The sequence below is a fragment of the Nodosilinea sp. LEGE 07298 genome, from assembly GCF_015207265.1.
Taxonomy (GTDB): Bacteria; Cyanobacteriota; Cyanobacteriia; order Phormidesmidales; family Phormidesmidaceae; genus Nodosilinea.
On sequence record NZ_JADEXE010000123.1, the window covers coordinates 1 to 18,259 of the forward strand.

Sequence of the window (18,259 nt, forward strand, 5' to 3'; positions counted from 1 at the left end):
GGAGTCGTCTGGATTGGCATGGCGACCGGGGCTTGAGTTTTCTGCAACTCGGTTTGCGGGAACTGGCTCGGCTTTGCTACGAGCGTTTGCCCTTGCCCATCCTCCAAGCCTTGCCTAAGGGCAATCCACCGCCCGCTTGCGCCTCTCAATGCAAGCGAGACGCCCTAGACTGTCGCATTGAGTTCGCTAAGGTCCTCACATTCTCATGGTGAGACTGCCCTAAGTTTTCTGCACCACTAAGGTCCTAACCCTAGGCCCCCAAAACTTCGAGTCGTTGTGCTGTCAGCCTGCCGAAAATAGTCAAAGACATAGGGCAAAAAGCTAGAGGTAATGCCTTTGCCCGTATCACTGACCGTAATTTGAGCATAGGTAGCGGGGTGCCGCAAGGGTTCAACCTGTTCTGCTTCAACGGCCTCAACTTGTTCTAGGCGCACCTGCACGGTTCCACCCTGGGGCGTAAACTTAACGGCATTGGAGATTAGATTCCAAATCACTTGCTGTAGGCGACCAGAATCGCCTAAAACTTGTCCAACATCGGGTTCAAAGGTGGTTTCAATTTGAATTGATTTTGCTTCAGCCGCGAGCTGCACGGTCTCTAGCGCAGATCTAATTGTGAACGGTAGACTAACCGGGCTTGTGTCTAAACTCAGCTTGCCCTGGAGGATGCGAGAGACATCGAGCAAGTCTTCAATCAGCTGCGCTTGTAGTCGAGCATTTCGCTCGATCGTTGCCAGCGCATACTGTGTTTTGGCGGCGTCTTGCTGTTTCGTTTGCAGTATTCTTGCCCAGCCTAGAATGGGGTTTAAAGGCGACCTCAGCTCGTGGGACAATACCGCCAAAAATTCGTCTTTGATTCGATTGGCCTGCCGCAGCTGATCTGCTTGCTCACGCGTTGTTTCGTACAGCAAATCTAGGCGTTGGTTGTGCTCTTGTAAAATAATTTCTGCCTGCTTGCGTTCAGCCTCGATCTGCTTGCGATTGGTAATGTCTACCAGAATCAAAACGGCCCCGGTGAAGGTGCCAAACTCATTTAAAACCGGGTCCATTGTTTTGGCAAACCAGCGTTCCCGACTTTGTAGTTCTAACAGCTGGCGCTGGTGGGTTTCTTTAGCGCGGTAGAAGCAAGTGCCGTCTCCCACCCCCAGGGTGGCGTTCATTAACTCATAGTGAATGTGCCCCAGAATATCTTCGGCAGGCTTACCCAACAGCCGCGTCATGGCCTGGTTGCAGCGCAAAATTTCACCCTGATGGTCGAGCAGGCAGACACTGTCGTTAATGGCATCGAAGGTGGTTTGCCACTCCCGCGCTGACATTAGCGCTAATTCTTCGGCCTGGCGAATGCGGAGGAGCGATCGCACCGTCGCCAGAAGCTCAATCGGTTCCACGGGCTGGGCCAGATAACTGTCAGCACCGCTGTCCAATCCTTCGGCTTTATCTTGACTTTTGACAAACCTGGCGGAGAGATGTAGCACCGGAACAAAGCGGGTCTCGGGGTTGGCCTTGATCTGACGACAGACTTCAAAACCGTTCAAATCCGGCAATTTTACGTCTAGAATGACCAGCGCTGGCTGATGCTGAGCGATCGCCTCTAACCCTGCGGATCCCGTTGCCGCTTCCACGACGGCAAACCCTGCATTCTGCAAAATTCGCCTCACGACGTAGCGATTGGCTTCGTTGTCATCAATATGCAGGATGGTTTCGCGGGGCTCAAACATGGCGCATCCTCAAGCATCTACAATGAGTCCGGCTTTAGCAAGTGCTTCTCGAAGGTGAGAGGCTGCCTCTGCTTGAGATGTTTTCTCCTTAGAAACAATAGCAACACCTTGCTGAGCTAAACGGCTCTGGGCTTCTACAGTCAACTGGGTCGACGAGTGGATAATCACAGGAATGGACTGAGTAACGGGGTGATGCTGAAGCTGCTCAAGCGCATCAAACCCGCTCAGTTCAGGCATCTCTAGGTCAAGTAGAACGGCTGTGGGTTGTTCACTCTCTGCCAAAGCCAATCCTTCCCGTCCACTTGCAGCTTCTAAAATCTGTAGCGGAATGCCCGCCAACAACTGTTTAACCACATATCGGTAGGCCGGGTCATCATCAATAAGTAAGAGTTTTTGGGTCTTGCCCTGACCCACGAGCGCGTTGAGTTTGGCGAGCAAGGGCAGTTGGTCTACAGGCTTAATCAGAAATCCATCGGCTCCTAGGGCAATGGCCTGTTTTTCGTTGTTCACAACCGTAATCACCAAGACGGGAATGTTGCGAGTTGCTTCATCACTCTTCAGCTCTCGCAGGAAGGTCCAGCCGTTTTGCCCTTCTAGCAAAATATCTAGCACGATCGCCGCTGGCTGCAGCTGCTGTAAGGCTTGTCTGGCTTGAGCCAGGGTGCGGGTGGCGATCAGTTGATACCTGGACGCTTGCAGGTGTTTCTCGTAGATAAATAGCGTTTCGGTATGGTCTTCGATCGCCAGGATGGGCAGACGGGCTGGGTTTAGGGCAGTGATCGGTTTCAGTGAGTCGGGCAGCTCTGCCGCCTTGGGGTAAACAATCGGAATGCAGACCGAAAATGTAGACCCTTGCCCCAGTTCGCTTTGCATCGAGACGCTGCCCCCCATCAGCTCTGCCAGCTTGCGCGACAGCGGCAGCCCTAGCCCCGTCCCTTTCACCTGCTTTTGCAGGTGAGACTCAATTTGCACAAAATCTTCAAAAATGCGCTCTTGGTCGTCGGTTGAAATACCGATGCCCGTATCCGACACCGAGAGTTGAATCATGTGACCGACTTGCTCTGCCGCGACGTGCACCTCTCCCTGCTCCGTAAATTTAAGCGCGTTTGAGATAAAGTTTCTGAGGATTTGAGCAATTTTTCCCTCATCGCTGTAGAGCGGGGGCAGGCCGTCGGGTTCTGCAAACACGAGCGATACTGAGGAGCCCTGAACCAGCAGCGGACGCAGCATGCCCCGCAGGGTGCCAAACAAGTCGCTCACCTCAAAGGAACTGGGATGCACCTCGGTTTTGCCAGCCTCTACCTTGGCCAAGTCCAGTAGGTCGTTCACCAGTTCTGACAGTCCATCCGCCGCTTTTTGAATGAATGTTACCTGCTTTTCTTGCTCTGAGGACAGATCGCCATCCATTCGCGTCAGCAGCATTCGAGATAGGGACAAAATTGAGTTGAGCGGCGTGCGAAACTCGTGGCTCATGTTGGATAGAAAGCGAGTTTTTAGCTCGTTGGCCTGTTGCAGCGAGCTGGCCTTTTCGTCCAGTTCGGCATAGAGGGCAATTACGCCTCGGTTGGTGTCTTCTAACTCGCGGTTGAGGTGAGTTAGCTCTTCCTCTCGCTTGCGGAGTTCTGCCATGGCCCGCAGCAATTCCTGGTTTTGCCGCTGGATTTCGTCGTAGGGGTTTTGGGGCGATCGCCCGGCGACAGCCTCCCGAATCTGCTGCAGCTGTGAGTCTGAGAGAATGGGCGATCGCTTCGGTAGGGTTTTGCCCAGCCTCACAGTGGTTCCCTGCTCGGTCGACTCCACCTCGAAGGAATCCATCAGTCGGCGCGTGCCAACGATTCCCAACCCCACGCCGGTAGACGAATCATAGCGTCCCGCTAAAACATCGCTCAGGTGGGGAATCCCCCCGCCCTGATCTCGCACCTGAATCAGAAAGATTTGGGGGCTTTCTGCCAAATCAAACTGCACCGTTCCACCCTGGGCATACTGAAACGCGTTGCGGGCAATTTCTGAAACAGCCGTGGCCAGCCGCGCCTGATCTTGCCCGTCAAACCCCAGCTGTTCTGCCAGCTCGCGGGTTCGCTGCCGTGCCTGCACTACATCCTGTTCGTAGTGAATTTGCAGGGTGAAGAGGGTTGTCATAGGCCCGTTCCTTTCGCCACCAGCATGGTTACATCGTCGCGCTCACGGTAAAAGTCGCGGTACAACACACCGGCAATCAGGCTGGGATGTTTTTGGCTTAAGCCGGGGTAGCGATCGAGCTTCCACTGCGTACTAATGCCGTCGGAGTGCATGGTCAGCATCCCGTTGACGTACCAGGGGTAGGTAAACTCTTTAATCTTGCGAACTTCATGGCCCACGGTGCCGTTGTAAGACATCAGGTTGTGATGCTCGGTCGCCGAAGAAATGCTGGCCGCAATATTGCCAACGCCCGCAAAGCAAACGGTCTGCTGCTCAAAGTTGATTTCGGCGATCGCCAGGGCTGCCCCTCGGGTGCTTCGCAGCGCCGCATGGGCCGCTTCAACAATGCGCTGGGGTGACTGGTGATGATAGTCGTGAAACACCCGAATCGCGGCGGCCGCCGCACTGGCCGCCGCCGGACCATGCCCCAGCCCATCTACAACTAGAAACAGGCTGCGGTGAGTATCCCCTTCCCAAGCCCAGGCATCGCCAGAAACCTCTTCTCCTAGCTTGGGTAAAGCGACTACCCCAATTTCAATAATTGCCGGCCGCGAACCCTGGGGCGAATGGGTCGAAGATTTTGCCCAGAGATGCGCGAGAACAGCAGTTCCCTTGTTGGGCTGTGAGTAAATTTCAAAGAAGTCGGAGAGGCGGCGAATAGCGCCCAGTCCATTGCCTGAGGTGCCGGCGGTAGAAAAGCCGTCCTGCAGGCATTCCTCCACATCTAGCATGCCAGAGCCTCGATCTAACCCCAAAACTTCGATACCGAGGCTGTCGTCTTGGGCGATCGCCCGCAGCACAATCACGCCGCAACCTGCGTGCAAAATGAGATTGTTGGCCACCTCGGTCACCAAAATGCCAATCTTGCCCCGCTCGGTTTCCTCAAAGCCAAGCCGGGAGGCTAAGGCCAGAGAGGCTCGCCGCGCTTCCCCAGTTTGGCTCTGCTCTGTAATGGCGATCGTCGTAGATTCATTCAATACAAGTCCTCAGATTACCTCCAGCGTACGACAATTACCCGAGTTCCCTCTCCTACCACAGACTCAATTTCAAACTCGTTGGCCAGCCGTTTTGCCCCGCCTAGCCCCATCCCCAAACCGCCGCCGGTGGTAAAGCCATCCTTTAGCGCCATTTCAATATCGGCAATGCCCGGCCCCTGATCTTCAAAGGTGAGCCTAAGCCCTCGCCGCCCGCCTTCCTGCAGCGTTTCTAACTTGACGGTGCCCCCGCCGCCATAATCTAGAGTATTGCGAGCCAGCTCGCTGGCCGCAGTGACAATTTTGGTTTGGTCAACTAAGCCAAAGCCAACCTCAATGGCAAACTGACGCACGGCTTGCCGCACCAAAACCACATCGGCAGAAGATTGAATATCCATTTCCTCAATCTTCTGCATCGTCCTCTGCGTCCCATTTTGTCGCAATGGCCTGAGCATTTGCAGGTTCACCTATGGACGATCGCAGCAGTGCCATCCCCTTTTCCACATTTAAGGCGGTGCGAATGCCGGTGAGGGACAGCCCTAGCTCCACCAGGGTAATGGCGACGGCAGGCTGCATGCCGACTACCACCGTCTCAGCATCCATAACCCGCGACATCTTGGCAATGTTGCCTAAGATTCTACCAATGAAAGAATCGACAATCTCTAGGGCAGAAATGTCAATCAAAACCCCGTTGGCGTGAGTTTGACTAATGCGATTGGTCAGGTCATCTTGTAACGTCATCGCCAGGCGATCGTGCATATCGACCTGAATGGTGACGAGCAGAAATTCGCCCATTTGCAGGATGGCAATCCGTTCCATCAGTTTTTCCTTTAGCCTACTTGCGGGCGATCGTAGTTCCCATTCGCTTTAGCGCCATCAGAAAGGCATCAGCCAGGGTTGCTTTTGTAATCACATCGGTTAAATCGATGCCGAGATATACAATCGTTTGGGCAATTTGAGGTCGAATGCCGCTGATGATGCAGTCGGCCCCCATCAGGCGAGCGGCGGTCACCGTCTTGAGCAGATGCTGAGCGGTTAATGTATCGACGGTTGGCACGCCGGTAATATCGATGATGGCCACTTCTGACCCAGTTTCAACAATCTTCTGCAATAGCGATTCCATCACCACTTGAGTCCGGGCACTGTCGAGGGTGCCAATAATTGGCAAGGCCAGAATGCCGTCCCAGAGTTTTACCACTGGTGTAGACAACTCCATCAGCTCTTCCTGCTGCCGCAAAATCACCTCTTCTCGCGACTTCTGGTAGGCTTCCATCACCAGCAGGCCCAGATGATCGAGCAGGTCAGTGGCTTGCCAGACCTCTTCGCCTAGCTCGGCTGGGTCGAGCAACTGCTGCCGCAGCCGATCAAAAAGCGGTCGCTTAAATGAAAAGACAAAGGTCGCCGTTTCAGTGGGTGTGAAGCCTTTTTGAGAGCGCGATCGCGAAATGCTCGTCAACATTTCTCGCACCTCGCGCCATTCAGTGGCCTGCACGTTACTCAAATTGCCGGATTGAGCCGCGCTGCGCAGCAGCTTGAGAAATTCTCGGCACTCTTCCCGTAGCTCTGCTTCTTTAATTAATCCTTTGCGGGTGTTGGTCGCGAGCAGCTCTTGATTCCACTCCGACAGCAGTTCTGTCTCATGAGTTTTCAGTATCTCCGGTATTTTGCTGCTGTGAGTCATTTCCATGCGGCATTGTCCTTTATCCATCGAGACCAGGGTCGGTTTTGTGCTAAACCCGCAATTGAGGGACCATTAGCCTACCTTGCAATTGCCGATCTGAGACATCACAATCAGTGTATGACTGTTCGATCCCACCCGCCAGCACCATAGGTCACCTAGATCGCAACAGACACAGCGCGATCGAGTTAGAGGTGTTCACCGGGTGGTAAGCTTTGCCGGTGCCGAAGTTGTTCGGTTTACCCCGGTAATTCTGGTTACATCACTACTCACCGTCAGCCCGTTTACAGTGGTGGCTTCTTGCACATTAACCCCAGGCATCTGGAGCAGGCGATCGCGCAGATACCACTCCAGCAGTAGCCGACTACAAATTAAACTTTTGAGGTTAGACACATGCTTGGGCCTCCAGTCCCATGGGGATAGGAATTGCCAATCTGCTGTCCAATCCAGCAGCAATGCTCCCTCAGCCGTCAGGTCTGTTGTTAAACCAGGGAAGAAGGTTTCGAGGATCTGGTGTCCCCGCATTAGCAGGACGTGGACAGGCTGAGCCTGGGGAACCCCTGGCCGAGGACTAGGGCCAGCGTGAAAGCGATCGCGTTCCAACAACGTCACTTGGTCGAGGTGGTTGAGCACTGCCCGCGTTGCCAGTAAGCCAGCAATACTGCCACCAATAACAACTGCGTGGGATATGGCTGAATTTAGGTGCGATTTGGGCAGCTAATCGACAAGTCAATTCTACAGCAGCTGCCCAAATCGCTAGGGTGTCAAGGTTCGAGGGGGTAATCCCTCAGCCCTGACGCTAAAACCCCCTACTCGTCCTCGTCCAGGTAAGCCGCTTCCTCTTCATCCCCTACCTCAATCTCGACATCGGCAACATCCGCCGCCGCGCCGCCAATTTCTAGCTTCTCCCGGACCTGGGCCTCAACCTTCTGGGCAAACTCAGTATCTTCAATGAAGCGCTGCACTGTGTTGTCTCGGCCCTGACCAATATTGTCGCCCTCGTAGCTGTACCAGGCCCCCTTACGAACGATCACCCCATGTAGCTCGGCCAGGTCAACCAGACAGCCCATCGTAGAGATGCCCTGGCCAAAGAGAATGTCGAACTCGCCAATGCGGAAGGGTGGGGCCACCTTGTTCTTAGCCACTTTCACCTTGGCCCGAATGCCATACTCTTCAGTGCCCTTCTTCAGGGTTTGGATACGGCGAATGTCGAGGCGTACCGAGGCATAGAACTTCAGCGCATTCCCCCCAGTAGTGACTTCAGGGTTGCCGTAGGAGATGCCAATCTTCTGGCGCAGCTGGTTCAAAAAGATGACCGTACACTGCGACTTACCAATGCTGCCGGTGATCTTCCGCAGCGCCTGGCTCATCAGTCGCGCCTGTAGGCCCACGTGGGCATCGCCCATCTCGCCCTCAATCTCTGCACGGGGCACCAGCGCCGCCACCGAGTCCACAACCACCACATCAATAGCTGACGATCGCACCAGCTGATCCACCACCTCCAGGCCCATCTCGCCCGTGTCGGGCTGAGACACCAGCAGTTCTTCAACGTTGACCCCCAGGGCAGCGGCATAAATGGGGTCGAGGGCGTGTTCAGCGTCTACAAAGGCCGCTACACCCCCCATCTTCTGTACCTCCGCTAAAACGTGCAGGGCCACAGTAGTCTTACCCGAACTCTCAGGACCGTAGATCTCGATCACTCGTCCCTTGGGTAGACCACCGCCCAGGGCTAGGTCGAGGGTCAGTGCTCCAGTGGGAATCGTCTCAACCTTCATGCGGGCGGCATCGCCCAGACGCATGATCGCCCCTTTACCAAAGTTGCGCTCGATCTGGCCCAGCACCATCGTCAAAGCTTTTGCCTTCTCCACCTGCTCGGGCGTTTTCTTGGGTGCTGTGTCGTCCGCTTTGCTGCTTTTCCGGCCTGCCATGATTCCCTCAGTAGTACAGAACAAGACCCCTGAACCCCAGAACAGTTGCCTTTAGAGAACTAGTTTAGTACAATTGTTCCAGATTGCAATAGGTAGTTCTCTATCTCGGTCGAGACAACTGGAATTAAGCCTCCAGTCCAGAATCAAGGAAAGAGGGTCAAGCTATGGAAGACGCTTTAGTTCAACTCATTGCCTTTTCTGACTGGCTTGTGGCCGTTACCCATCATCGAGCCACGGGCTATTTCTGCTGGGTAATTAATCCAGAGCTGTCTACCCTGACCGATGGCGAAATCTATCCCTCTGGTGAAGCTGCTCTGGCGGCTGGTCGTGGACTAGTACAGTGCTCTACCGGACCAGAGATCGACTTTAGCCGCTGCCGTCTTTACCAGGACTAGCGCTTAGCTACAGAATGGGGGTGTCGCCATTGCTTGGCTAGGCCATAGTCAAGGATCTGCTGACGCTATATGAACCCATCAACACGCTCAAACCCGTCTATAACGACATCTGAATCGTGGATGGCCCTATTGTCCAGGTGGCCTTTCACTTCACCCAGCCTACAGAGTGACTAGGATTGGGAGGCTTTTATCGGTTGACGAGGCAGACTAATTTTTTGATCTAGGCCTATTCGCAGTTGATCATCCAGGGAATGCCAAATTTATCGACTGCCATACCAAACCGTTGCGCCCAAAAGGTTTTTTCAAGGGGCATTTGGATGGTGCCGCCTTCCGCTAGAGCCTGAAAGATGTGCTCGGCTTTGTCGGGGTCGGAAATTTGCAGCGAAACAGAGAACCCTTTGGGCGCATCGTACTGCCCAGGGGGGCAGTCAAATCCCATGATTGCCCAATTGCCCAGGGTTAGCTGGGTGTGCATGATTTTGTTGGCAAATTCGGCGGGCACTTCGTCCTCATACGGGGAACCAGCGAAAGTCATCATGTCGCCTAGCTCTCCACCTAAGATCTGGTTGTAGAACTTGAACGCGGCTTCGCACTGACCATCGAACATCAGGTAAGGATTAACTTGCATAACGGTCTCCTTGAATAACTGAGTTACATGGAACAAACGAGAACGCTTCAGGAAGGCTCCCTGATCTGACTGCAGAACGGGCAGAGGCAGCGCTTATCCCTGGCTGTATCTAGTAGTCGAACGGCGGATCGCGAAATCGACAGGGCGGCTGATATTCTTTAAAAGGGGACTTATTTATCGATCCAATCAGTCAGCCAAGGGTGAGGTTAGGGGCTGGTTCCATAAACCTCAGCTGATTGCCGTCGGGGTCAGTAATGGTCATTTGGCAGAAACCCAGATCGTTGTTGGGTGGAACGATGATCGGTACACCCCGTTTGAGGAATGCTTGATGCCAGGTTTCTACCTCTGGAACGACAAAATGAACCAGACCGCCCACCTGGCAGTCGCCAGCGTGCTCTGACAGGTAGAGCCGCATGCGATCGCGCACCACCGACATAAACACTGGAAAATGCGGCGCAAAGCGATGCTCCCACTCCAGGTCAAACCCAAGCTGGTCGAGATAAAACGCTTTGCTGCGCTCGTATTGGGTAATGCGTAGCGCCGGAATAACGCGTTGTTCAGGCAGGGCCATGGGTAGTGCTCTCCATTGATGTCACATTGGCCCAATCACTGCGGTCTAGGCGATTAGCTGCTCGCGCCAGGCAGGGGTGCGAGATAGCTCGACCTCCCAGCCCCAGTCATCGTTGGAGTCGGCGGCGACCACCTGGGGTTGCTCGTCCCAATGACGGAGTAGGCTCACATCAGCGAAAGTAGCGGGCCGCAGGGCAATGGCGCTCGACTCAAACATGATGGTCACCGACCGGTGAAACATCGGTTAACCGTCCATTAATTTTAGTTCTCTTGTACTATTTTGTAGGCGAACGAAATGAATCTTCAAGGGCATGTCGGTTTATCGACTGCTAGTTTGGCAAGGCAACTCCAGCTCGCGAGGCTACCAGGATGTTGATGGCTACAGGCAGCACCAGCCAGAGGCCGCTATCTAGATCTAATCCACTAGATCCAACCCAATGCCGAAGAGTGCGACTTAGACTGGTCGCCGCGTAATAATTAGGTTCTATCTAACATGCTTTTTCTAGATGACGGGGTTAATCAACTCGTCTGGCACTAGACCACTCACTGGTCGGCCATCAGGCCGACCTCCACGGGCTGGGCTGAGGCGATCGCGATCGCCCGCCAGCAAACCATACAAATCAGAGTCTGACCCTTCGCCGCTGACCTCGTCGCATTCGCCCGTAAATCGGCCAACAGCCGCTGAAATCCCTCTTCGGCTAACGCTGCCAAGGGCGCTTCAGCTTTACGGAATGTGACTGCGTAGGGGAACACTCGCAATACTCATGCATCATCTTACGATGGACGATTCTTGGGTCTGCTTGGGGTTACTAACCATGAAGGCTTGTTGTCGTTATTAACGATTTGCCCAAAAGACCTCATCTACCTATAAGGTTAGGCACCTTATCATAACGATTCGTAAGGTACACCCCCAAAAGGCCCTATATGTCACCCATTCAGCTCGTAATTGCCGATAACCATACCCTTGTTAGAGTTGGGTTTCGCTCGCTGGTTGAAGACATCGACGGGGTCGAAGTAGTAGGTGAAGCCGAAAACGGCCGTGAAGCGCTACAGCTAGTGGAAACTCTCAGCCCCCAGATTGTGCTGATGGATATCGCCATGCCCGAGATGAACGGGCTGGAGGCCACTGCCCGCATTACTCGCGAGTTCCCTCAGGTACGGGTGCTAATTCTCTCGATGCATGCCAACGAAGAGTACGTCTATCAGGCACTGCGATCGGGGGCCAGCGGCTACTTACTTAAAGACAGCAGCACCGAAGAACTAGATCTGGCCCTACGGGCGCTCGCCCGGGGAGAAACGTATCTTTGCCCTGCCGTCTCTAAGTACGTCATTAGCGACTATGTTAGGCGTCTGGGTCAAGACCAAAACCCTCTCGACCAGATTACCCCTCGCCAGCGCGAAATTCTTCAGCTGATCGCCGAGGGCAAAAGTACCAAAGATATTGCCGATATTCTCTACATCAGCACCAAAACCGTCGAGACCCATCGGGCTCAGCTGATGGCTCGCCTGGATATTCACGATATTGCTGGACTGGTGCGCTATGCGATTCGTATGGGCTTGGTGGTGTTGGAATAAGTAAAACTCAGGCCTTAGGAACTTTAAACTCAGGGATTTGCTGATGGAGCGAACCACCTGCGATCGCTACGGTTGAATCAGCTGTTAGATACTCCAATGCATCTAGAGTGCTTTTTCCTAAGGACTGACGATGAAACTCAGCAATTCTGCCTCGACGAACAGCGATAACGTGCTGGCTCGTATGGCTCCAGAGGTGGCTGTGACCTTTAGCCCTGCGCAGGTTGAGGCCTTAAAAGTAGCGCTGACGCCACGCCGCCACCCGGTCAACATTCGGCTATCGCTGCCGCTGGGCATAACCAGGGTTTATCTGGTGGTGCTAGCTGGTACCGAACTTCGATCGTCCGATCGCCTTCGTCAATCAGCAGCTCAGCATCCCCTGTGGACGCCCATGAACATACTGGTCATGGCTGGCACGATGGGATTTAGCATTTTGGCGTTGCTGGCGATGGTGCAGCTAGACAATACCGATTTGTCGAAAGTGTTTAACCCCAAAGCAGCTCCGGCGAGCATTCCCTTTAAGGCAGATCGAAACAGTTGCGAAGAGAGTGGTCGCATTTGGCGAGAGGGAAGCTGCCTCGATCTGAGCCACGACCCCACTTTTTAGGGGCGCACCCGAAAACAAAGGCAGCGACTGGGTCAGATCGACGGCAAAAACAGCCTTTTCCTGGTGGGGCGCTAGGGCTGAATCGAGCACCGTAGATCTACAGATTGGCATCGGAAATAACGGCCGATCAAGAGTATTAGAGAGTTTAAGAAGCAGCTATGAAGCATACCTGCACTGATGATGTTGAACCGCGCCGACTACTGCTGACATCAGAGGCAGACCAGCTAGAGATAGGGGAGCCTAACCCCAACCCCCTGGCAGCGGTCTTTGGTACGCTGCAGCGCATTCATCAATCCTTAGATCTAGATGTCATTCTGCCCACAACGGTGTCTGAGGTGCGACAACTGTTGCAGGTAGATCGGGTGTTTTTGTTTCGCTTAGAGGCTGACTGGAGCGGCATAGTGGTCGAGGACTGCGCCCTCGGCTGTTTACCACTCCAGGGTCAGCAGGCCTACGACCATTGCTTTGCTGAGAAGTGGGTTAGCGCCTATGCCCAGAACCGAGTGCAGGCCGTGGGCGATGTAGAAGAGGCAGAATTAACGCCCTGCCACCGAGATTTACTTAGAAGTTTTGGGGTGCGGGCTAACTTGGTGGTGCCGCTGCTGGCCCATGGTCGTCTTTGGGGCCTGCTGGTAGCTCAGCACTGTTCTGCCCCCCGCCCCTGGCAGCTGGCGGAAGTGCAAATGATGCAACAGCTGGCGGTGCAGGTGGGCCTGGCCATTCAGCAGTCGGAGCGATACCAACAGATGCAGGCTGAGCTAACCGCTCACCGAAAGGCGGAGGCCCAGCTACTGCATCAGGCCCAGCGATCGCACCATCGCCGTTTAGAGAGTATTGACACCCTATCTAGGGGCATGGCCCATGACCTCAGCGATATTTTCACCCCAATTATGCTGGCGGCGGAAATGCTTAAACAGCCTACCCTCAATAGCGAGCAGCAGCAGCAGTGGCTCAACCGCATCCACAGCAGTACCCATCGGGGCGTCAGCCTGGTCGATCAAATTTTATCTTTCGCCCAGAGTATAGGCGGTCAGTGGGGAGAAATTCAGCTGGCCTACCTACTAGGAGAGCTGGTGCAAACCCTACAGGAGATTCACCCCGAAGGCATTGCGGTGACCTCGCAGCTGCGGCTGCCCCGCCTGTGGACAGTGAATGCCAACGCTGCCCAACTGCACCGGGTGTTTATGAACCTCTGCCTCAACGGCTTTGAGTCTATGGCTCAGGGCGGCACCCTGCACATTGAGGCGCGCAATGTTTGGTGGCGGGGTGCGCCCGACCACCCCCAACCCAAGCCGGGGCCTTACGTAGTGGTAACGGTGTCCGATACGGGCACGGGTATGACAGCGGCAGTGTGCGATCGCAGTTGTGATCCCTTTTTTACCACCCGCGCCGAAGCAGGCCATTCAGGGCTCGGGCTTTCCACCGCTCAGGGATTGGTGAAGGCCCATGGTGGCTGGCTCAAAACCGATAGCGAGCCCGGCAGTGGCACCACCGTTGAGGTCTATCTACCGGCGGTCGTTGAGCCCGCAGCGTTGATCTTAGATCTGGTGTCAGTGCCCGTCGGGCTAGAAGGCAGCAACGCCCTGGTACTCTTGGTGATGGCCGATGATTCCACCCGCGAGCTGCACCGCACCCTGCTGGAGGGCTATGGCTACCGGGTACTGGTGGCAGAGGACGGGGTTGACGCGATCGCGCTCTTTATTCAGCACCAGGCCGAGCTAGCAACCGTAATCTTAGACCTGGCCCTGCCCACCCTTAACGGCGTCGCCATGCTGCACCGCATGCACAACATTTTACCGACGCTACCCTTGGTAGCCCTAGGCAACGGCAACCCGGCGGGGGTAGCGGTGATTGTACCCCCCCCAATGCCAGGTGGAGCTACTCTGTTAAACACTCTGGCCCAGGTATGCCCCCATCCCTGAGCTACCCTTAGGGATGATTTGCTCCAAACTCAGGTTTTTCCTGATAGCTAAGGCTGCCCATACTGACTAATCTAGAACTGGTTTAGATGTGGCTGCTGGGGTTAAGTCAAGGCTTGGTTCACCGTTAGGCGATACCCTTACCCCAGCTTTTCCGCCGCTATTCGCCGAGGCGCAGACAGCATTTTATCAGAGAACCTTGAGGCGATTGTGAAGCACCGAGCCGTATCAGCTCTTGTGAAGAACCGACGAACTCATTATGTGCAGATTTGGCTAGCTGACGCTACATATAAAACCGGCCAAAGATAAACTTCGATTACGCGAGAAAGCTTCACTAATATTCTTGAAATTAACCTATAGAAATAGCTGTACTGGTTCAAACATCAAGAACCCCTAAAAATGTTCAAGCGCTCGATGTCTACCCGACAAGTGCCTTAAACAGACTGGTATCTATAGCTATAAACGGCATCCTAATTTAAGATGAGCAGTCGACTCAGCCAACCTTCCTAGCGATCGGGTGAAAACTTCAGATATTCAAAGCTGTAGTTCGATCGCTGTGCTTTAGCCTTAGGTCTGTTCCCCCAATCAAGAGTATTCCCAAAACACAGTTGTTGCAAAATCAACAAGGGTTCTGAAAAGTCTTAGGTAAATTTTCCTTGACTTTAACAACTCCTTTTGAATTTAACTCCCTAGGCTTTCGACTTTAACAACTCCTTTTGAATTTAACTCAATTGTTACTATTGACCAGCTAGTGACTATCTATTCGCTGTGGATATAGATCAATCATTGAAATTACTTAGATAACTTGTTTTTGAGGTTATATCAGACAAAATATAGGTGTAATTAGCATGGATTAATCTAACTCAAGCTACTAAAGTAATAGACATAAGGGAAAGAGAAGAACGCCTGAACGAAGGCAAGTGGTTCACCCATCTGCTACTCGAATTAAAAAACGATTAGCACCTTCGCTGACAAGTTCACCAGGCTTGCTCTTTACCTTAGTCAAATCTGCCTTACTACTGGAGAAAAACAAGACATATTCCTCATTTACAAAGAAGAATTTATGTCTAAATAAACCCAGCAAGTAGGCCACCAGGGCATTGCAAATGCCCTAAAAAACAACCCCATTCAGGCAAAATTGCCACTTCAGGAGACCCATCATGTTTGCTAAAATCTTTCGTAATACCCTAGTTGCTTCCAGCCTGCTAGTCGGCGCATCTCTAATTGCTGGCCCCGCTGTTCTAGCGGCTCCTGCTACCGATGACGATACCGTAACCGCTACTGTTGCAGAAGTTAATGCAGTTAATTTTGTGGGTGCGACGACCGCATTTACTAACGGGTCAGCGGTACCAACTTTCACCATGGGAACTCTGGATGTTCAAAATAACGCAGCCGCAGGCTGGACTTTAGATGTAAGCTCTTTAAACGGTGGAAAATTAGTTAATACCGTCACTGCTGCTGATGTTATTGCCTACACCCAGCTCACCACACCTGTTATTGGCGCTTCAACGCTCACCCCAGTTGATTTTACTAACTCAGGTACTGACTATATGCTGCACGAATCTGAATTCAACGCTACTGTGGCAGCAGGAGTTACCCTAGTTCCTGTAACGGCTAGCATTGCTGCTGGTCAGTTCGTACCCGTGGGCGACTACGAGGACGTCTTGACTTTTACCTTGACCTCTAAATAATTCTCCCTTGAGAAGTTTAGGTTAGCTTGACAATCTGATTGAATCACTAAGTTATGTGGGGGTGCTCTCGGGCACCTCCACATAATGAGCGTGTATAGAGGTCACAAAATGCAAAATCACTCTCTCTTTAATGGCTTAATTTCTACAGCTTTAGGGTTGAGTGCGTTGTGCCCAACAGCAGCTTTGGCATTGGGCCTCGTCGATTACACCGCGAGCACCACTTTGACCCTCAGCCTCAGTACTAGTAGCGTCAATCAAGACTTTGGCACCGTTCATATCCAGCCAGTTAATGCTACCGGGTGGGAGCTGCGGGTGCGCTCTACCCAAGGTGGAGCACTTCGCCACAGTAGTCACCCATCTACTATTCCTTACACCTTGTCTGTGGATGGCATTCAAGTAGGCAGTTTAGCTAGCGGTAACGATACTACAGTATTGACCGGCTCAACACTTTCTTGTTTGCCTCTTATCGGCTGCACCCTAGCTGTGCGGGCAACCATATCAACAGATAACGTCGCCAGAACACCAGCCGGATCTTACTCAGATACGCTGGTTTTTACGCTCGTTGATCAACAACTATAATCAGAAAAAATATATTCAAAATCTTTTAAAGAGGCTGATGAATTACCCAGAAAAGGGGAACTATTAACCTAGAGGCTCACTACAAAGCCAAGGCAACTCACCGTATTTTTGCAACCCTTCAAAGCGCAATCTCTCTGTAGTCTTTCACGCATAATAGTCATGAAAACATTGGCACGCATTGGCTGCCTAGCCTCACTTTTAGTAGGGGCAGGGGCGTTAGTGGCTCCACCCGGCTGGGCCGATGCCACCTATCAGCTTTTGCCCTCTACCCTCACCCTCGAACCCAGCGGCTCTCGCTCCACAGGCTCGTTTCAGGTGCGCAGCACAGGCGATGAACCCGTAGCGGTCGAAATTCGCGTCACCGAACGCCAGATGGATTTGCAAGGCACAGAAACTCGCCCCGACGCAGAAGATGATTTTGTTGTCTACCCGCCCCAAATTTTGCTGCAACCAGGCCAGGTGCAAACCGTGCGCGTCACCTGGCTAGGCGAGCCTAACCCCGAGCACGAGCTGCCCTACCGGCTAATTGCCGAGCAGCTCCCCATTGCCATCGACGAGCCTGAAGCTGTGGTCACAACCGCCGTGGTCAGAATTAACGCCCTCTATAACTTTGTGGCCTCTCTCTACATTTCGCCCCGAGGGAGCAGCCCCAACATTGTGATCGAAAGCGCTAGCCACCAAACCATCAACGGGCAAGACGCCCTGGTGTTGCAATTCAACAACCAGGGTACGGCCCATAAAGTGATGACTGGTTTGCACCTCACCCTCACGGCAGCAGGCGGGCAAACAATCACCCTTAGCCCCGAACAACTGCAAGGGGTGAGTGGAGAAAACATGCTGGCCCAACATCAGCGGCAGTTTACCCTGCCCTGGCCCGATGGTCTTCCCGTGGGGCCGGTGAGCGCCACGATTGATCTGCGATGACCCTTTTTGTGCGCTGGTTGTAGCGTGCCCCTCCTGGATGCCCTGTGTTCAAGCCCTACTTTCTCGCCACCACAACGCTCCTGCTGATTAGCTCATTGCCGCCGCTACAGGCATCTGCACTTACCACTACCGCCCTCACCTCACCCCAAATTAACGCAGCCCCCAGCCCCGCCGTGGCTGAAGACGAGCCCTCCGTTAGGGTATTAGCGCCAGTAGATGCAGGGCCAGTAGATTCAAGGTTAGAGTCTACGTCGCTAGATCTAGCCCTAGCTTTGGGCTTAGATGCCGCAGTGCCTAGTTTGGGTTCTACTACCCCTGGGCAAGAGTCTCAACCCATAGCGTTAGAGCCTGACTCAACCTCCCAGCCCGAGCCCTCAGCCTCCGAACCAGGGGCACCGAGCGCTCAACCCGCCGTTCCGCCTCCAGTAGCCGACGTTACCCCCCCAACAGCGGGTGGGTCTACCGAAGCATCGGCTGAAACCGAGGCTGAACTCTTTGAGCGAGTGTTCGGGCGTCCCCCCGCCCAGGACCAATCAATTTCCGTGCCCTTTTTCATTAATGATCAATCCCAGGGACAGGTCGTTGTAGTGATTGCTGAGGGCAGTGCTAGCCAGGTACAAGCTGGCCCTATCCTCGACAAAACAGCCTCTATTTTGCAGCCAGACTTACAAAACCAACTGGTTGCAATTGTTGATGGCGATGGCTATTTACCCCTAGATCAGCTGCAACAGTTGGGCATTGCGGTTGTGTTTGACCAAACCCAGCTAGAGCTGTTATTAGACGACACTGAACGTGGCGGGTGACGACAGCTAGATAGGCGGGAGAGGTGTTCTCCCTGCCCCTTGAGTCATCACTGAGACCGGATCCAATTTAAGCTAATAAGAAAAGACACTGAAGGTAT

The 18,259-nt window shown here is 53.5% G+C and carries 19 protein-coding genes and 2 pseudogenes; 9 read left to right on the forward strand and 12 right to left on the reverse strand.

All coding sequences use genetic code 11. From position 1 onward, the window contains the following. A pseudogene (locus IQ273_RS33770) lies at nucleotides 1-212 on the forward strand (IS4 family transposase); the annotation flags it as partial. Between the two features lie 24 nt (nucleotides 213-236). Here the strand turns inward: IQ273_RS33770 and IQ273_RS17185 are convergent. The 8 genes from IQ273_RS17185 to recA form a co-directional block, all read right to left on the reverse strand. Further along, nucleotides 237-1,715, reverse strand: a complete 1,479-nt coding sequence (locus tag IQ273_RS17185) for a response regulator (RefSeq protein ID WP_194024393.1) — start codon at nucleotides 1,713-1,715, stop codon at nucleotides 237-239. Nucleotides 1,716-1,724: 9 nt separating this feature from the next. Continuing rightward, entirely contained in the window at nucleotides 1,725-3,854 is a 2,130-nt protein-coding gene (locus tag IQ273_RS17190; RefSeq protein WP_194024394.1) for an ATP-binding protein, read from the reverse strand. Next, nucleotides 3,851-4,870, reverse strand: coding sequence for an ATP-binding SpoIIE family protein phosphatase (locus IQ273_RS17195; protein WP_194024395.1), 1,020 nt, complete (start codon nucleotides 4,868-4,870; stop codon nucleotides 3,851-3,853). The genes IQ273_RS17190 and IQ273_RS17195 overlap by 4 nt, the downstream gene beginning before the upstream one ends. Before the next feature lie 14 nt (nucleotides 4,871-4,884). Beyond that, on the reverse strand, nucleotides 4,885-5,283 hold the full coding sequence (locus tag IQ273_RS17200) for an anti-sigma regulatory factor (protein WP_194024396.1): 399 nt from the start codon (nucleotides 5,281-5,283) through the stop codon (nucleotides 4,885-4,887). Next, on the reverse strand, nucleotides 5,270-5,686 hold the full coding sequence (locus IQ273_RS17205; RefSeq protein WP_194024397.1) for an STAS domain-containing protein: 417 nt from the start codon (nucleotides 5,684-5,686) through the stop codon (nucleotides 5,270-5,272). Before IQ273_RS17205 ends, IQ273_RS17200 begins: the two co-directional genes overlap by 14 nt. A gap of 16 nt (nucleotides 5,687-5,702) precedes the next feature. After that, complete coding sequence (locus tag IQ273_RS17210) at nucleotides 5,703-6,554, reverse strand: STAS domain-containing protein (protein WP_194024411.1); 852 nt, start codon at nucleotides 6,552-6,554, stop codon at nucleotides 5,703-5,705. A gap of 189 nt (nucleotides 6,555-6,743) precedes the next feature. Continuing rightward, nucleotides 6,744-7,157 (reverse strand): hypothetical protein, encoded by a 414-nt coding sequence (locus IQ273_RS17215; protein ID WP_194024398.1) that lies wholly within the window; start codon nucleotides 7,155-7,157, stop codon nucleotides 6,744-6,746. Between the two features lie 197 nt (nucleotides 7,158-7,354). Beyond that, complete coding sequence (recA, locus tag IQ273_RS17220) at nucleotides 7,355-8,389, reverse strand: recombinase RecA (RefSeq protein ID WP_397198063.1); 1,035 nt, start codon at nucleotides 8,387-8,389, stop codon at nucleotides 7,355-7,357. A gap of 248 nt (nucleotides 8,390-8,637) precedes the next feature. On the opposite strand from recA, the gene IQ273_RS17225 reads away from it, so the two are divergent. Then, complete coding sequence (locus IQ273_RS17225) at nucleotides 8,638-8,868, forward strand: hypothetical protein (protein WP_194024400.1); 231 nt, start codon at nucleotides 8,638-8,640, stop codon at nucleotides 8,866-8,868. Nucleotides 8,869-9,094: 226 nt separating this feature from the next. Here the strand turns inward: IQ273_RS17225 and IQ273_RS17230 are convergent, their stop codons facing one another. From IQ273_RS17230 to IQ273_RS17245, 4 genes and pseudogenes are all read right to left on the reverse strand, one after another. Beyond that, on the reverse strand, nucleotides 9,095-9,496 hold the full coding sequence (locus IQ273_RS17230; protein ID WP_194024401.1) for a VOC family protein: 402 nt from the start codon (nucleotides 9,494-9,496) through the stop codon (nucleotides 9,095-9,097). Nucleotides 9,497-9,686: 190 nt separating this feature from the next. After that, nucleotides 9,687-10,067 (reverse strand): glyoxalase superfamily protein, encoded by a 381-nt coding sequence (locus IQ273_RS17235; RefSeq protein ID WP_194024402.1) that lies wholly within the window; start codon nucleotides 10,065-10,067, stop codon nucleotides 9,687-9,689. Nucleotides 10,068-10,115: 48 nt separating this feature from the next. Continuing rightward, nucleotides 10,116-10,283: pseudogene (locus IQ273_RS17240) on the reverse strand (GNAT family N-acetyltransferase); the annotation flags it as partial. A 326-nt stretch (nucleotides 10,284-10,609) separates the two neighbouring features. Next, nucleotides 10,610-10,819 carry a hypothetical protein gene (locus tag IQ273_RS17245; RefSeq protein WP_194024403.1) on the reverse strand — a complete coding sequence of 70 codons (210 nt, stop codon included), beginning with the start codon at nucleotides 10,817-10,819 and terminating at the stop codon, nucleotides 10,610-10,612. Between the two features lie 171 nt (nucleotides 10,820-10,990). Here IQ273_RS17245 and IQ273_RS17250 point away from each other — a divergent pair, with 171 nt between their 5' ends. From IQ273_RS17250 to IQ273_RS17280, 7 genes are all read left to right on the forward strand, one after another. Continuing rightward, nucleotides 10,991-11,641, forward strand: a complete 651-nt coding sequence (locus tag IQ273_RS17250) for a response regulator transcription factor (RefSeq protein WP_194024404.1) — start codon at nucleotides 10,991-10,993, stop codon at nucleotides 11,639-11,641. A gap of 130 nt (nucleotides 11,642-11,771) precedes the next feature. Further along, nucleotides 11,772-12,245 carry a hypothetical protein gene (locus IQ273_RS17255; RefSeq protein WP_194024405.1) on the forward strand — a complete coding sequence of 158 codons (474 nt, stop codon included), beginning with the start codon at nucleotides 11,772-11,774 and terminating at the stop codon, nucleotides 12,243-12,245. Between the two features lie 158 nt (nucleotides 12,246-12,403). Then, on the forward strand, nucleotides 12,404-14,167 hold the full coding sequence (locus IQ273_RS17260; protein ID WP_194024406.1) for a GAF domain-containing protein: 1,764 nt from the start codon (nucleotides 12,404-12,406) through the stop codon (nucleotides 14,165-14,167). A gap of 1,157 nt (nucleotides 14,168-15,324) precedes the next feature. After that, nucleotides 15,325-15,855, forward strand: a complete 531-nt coding sequence (locus IQ273_RS17265; protein ID WP_194024407.1) for a hypothetical protein — start codon at nucleotides 15,325-15,327, stop codon at nucleotides 15,853-15,855. Nucleotides 15,856-15,963: 108 nt separating this feature from the next. Beyond that, nucleotides 15,964-16,434, forward strand: coding sequence for a hypothetical protein (locus tag IQ273_RS17270; RefSeq protein WP_194024408.1), 471 nt, complete (start codon nucleotides 15,964-15,966; stop codon nucleotides 16,432-16,434). 159 nt (nucleotides 16,435-16,593) lie between these two features. After that, entirely contained in the window at nucleotides 16,594-17,358 is a 765-nt protein-coding gene (locus IQ273_RS17275; RefSeq protein WP_194024409.1) for a molecular chaperone, read from the forward strand. A gap of 44 nt (nucleotides 17,359-17,402) precedes the next feature. Continuing rightward, nucleotides 17,403-18,161 carry a hypothetical protein gene (locus IQ273_RS17280; protein ID WP_194024410.1) on the forward strand — a complete coding sequence of 253 codons (759 nt, stop codon included), beginning with the start codon at nucleotides 17,403-17,405 and terminating at the stop codon, nucleotides 18,159-18,161. Nucleotides 18,162-18,259 lie beyond the last annotated feature (98 nt).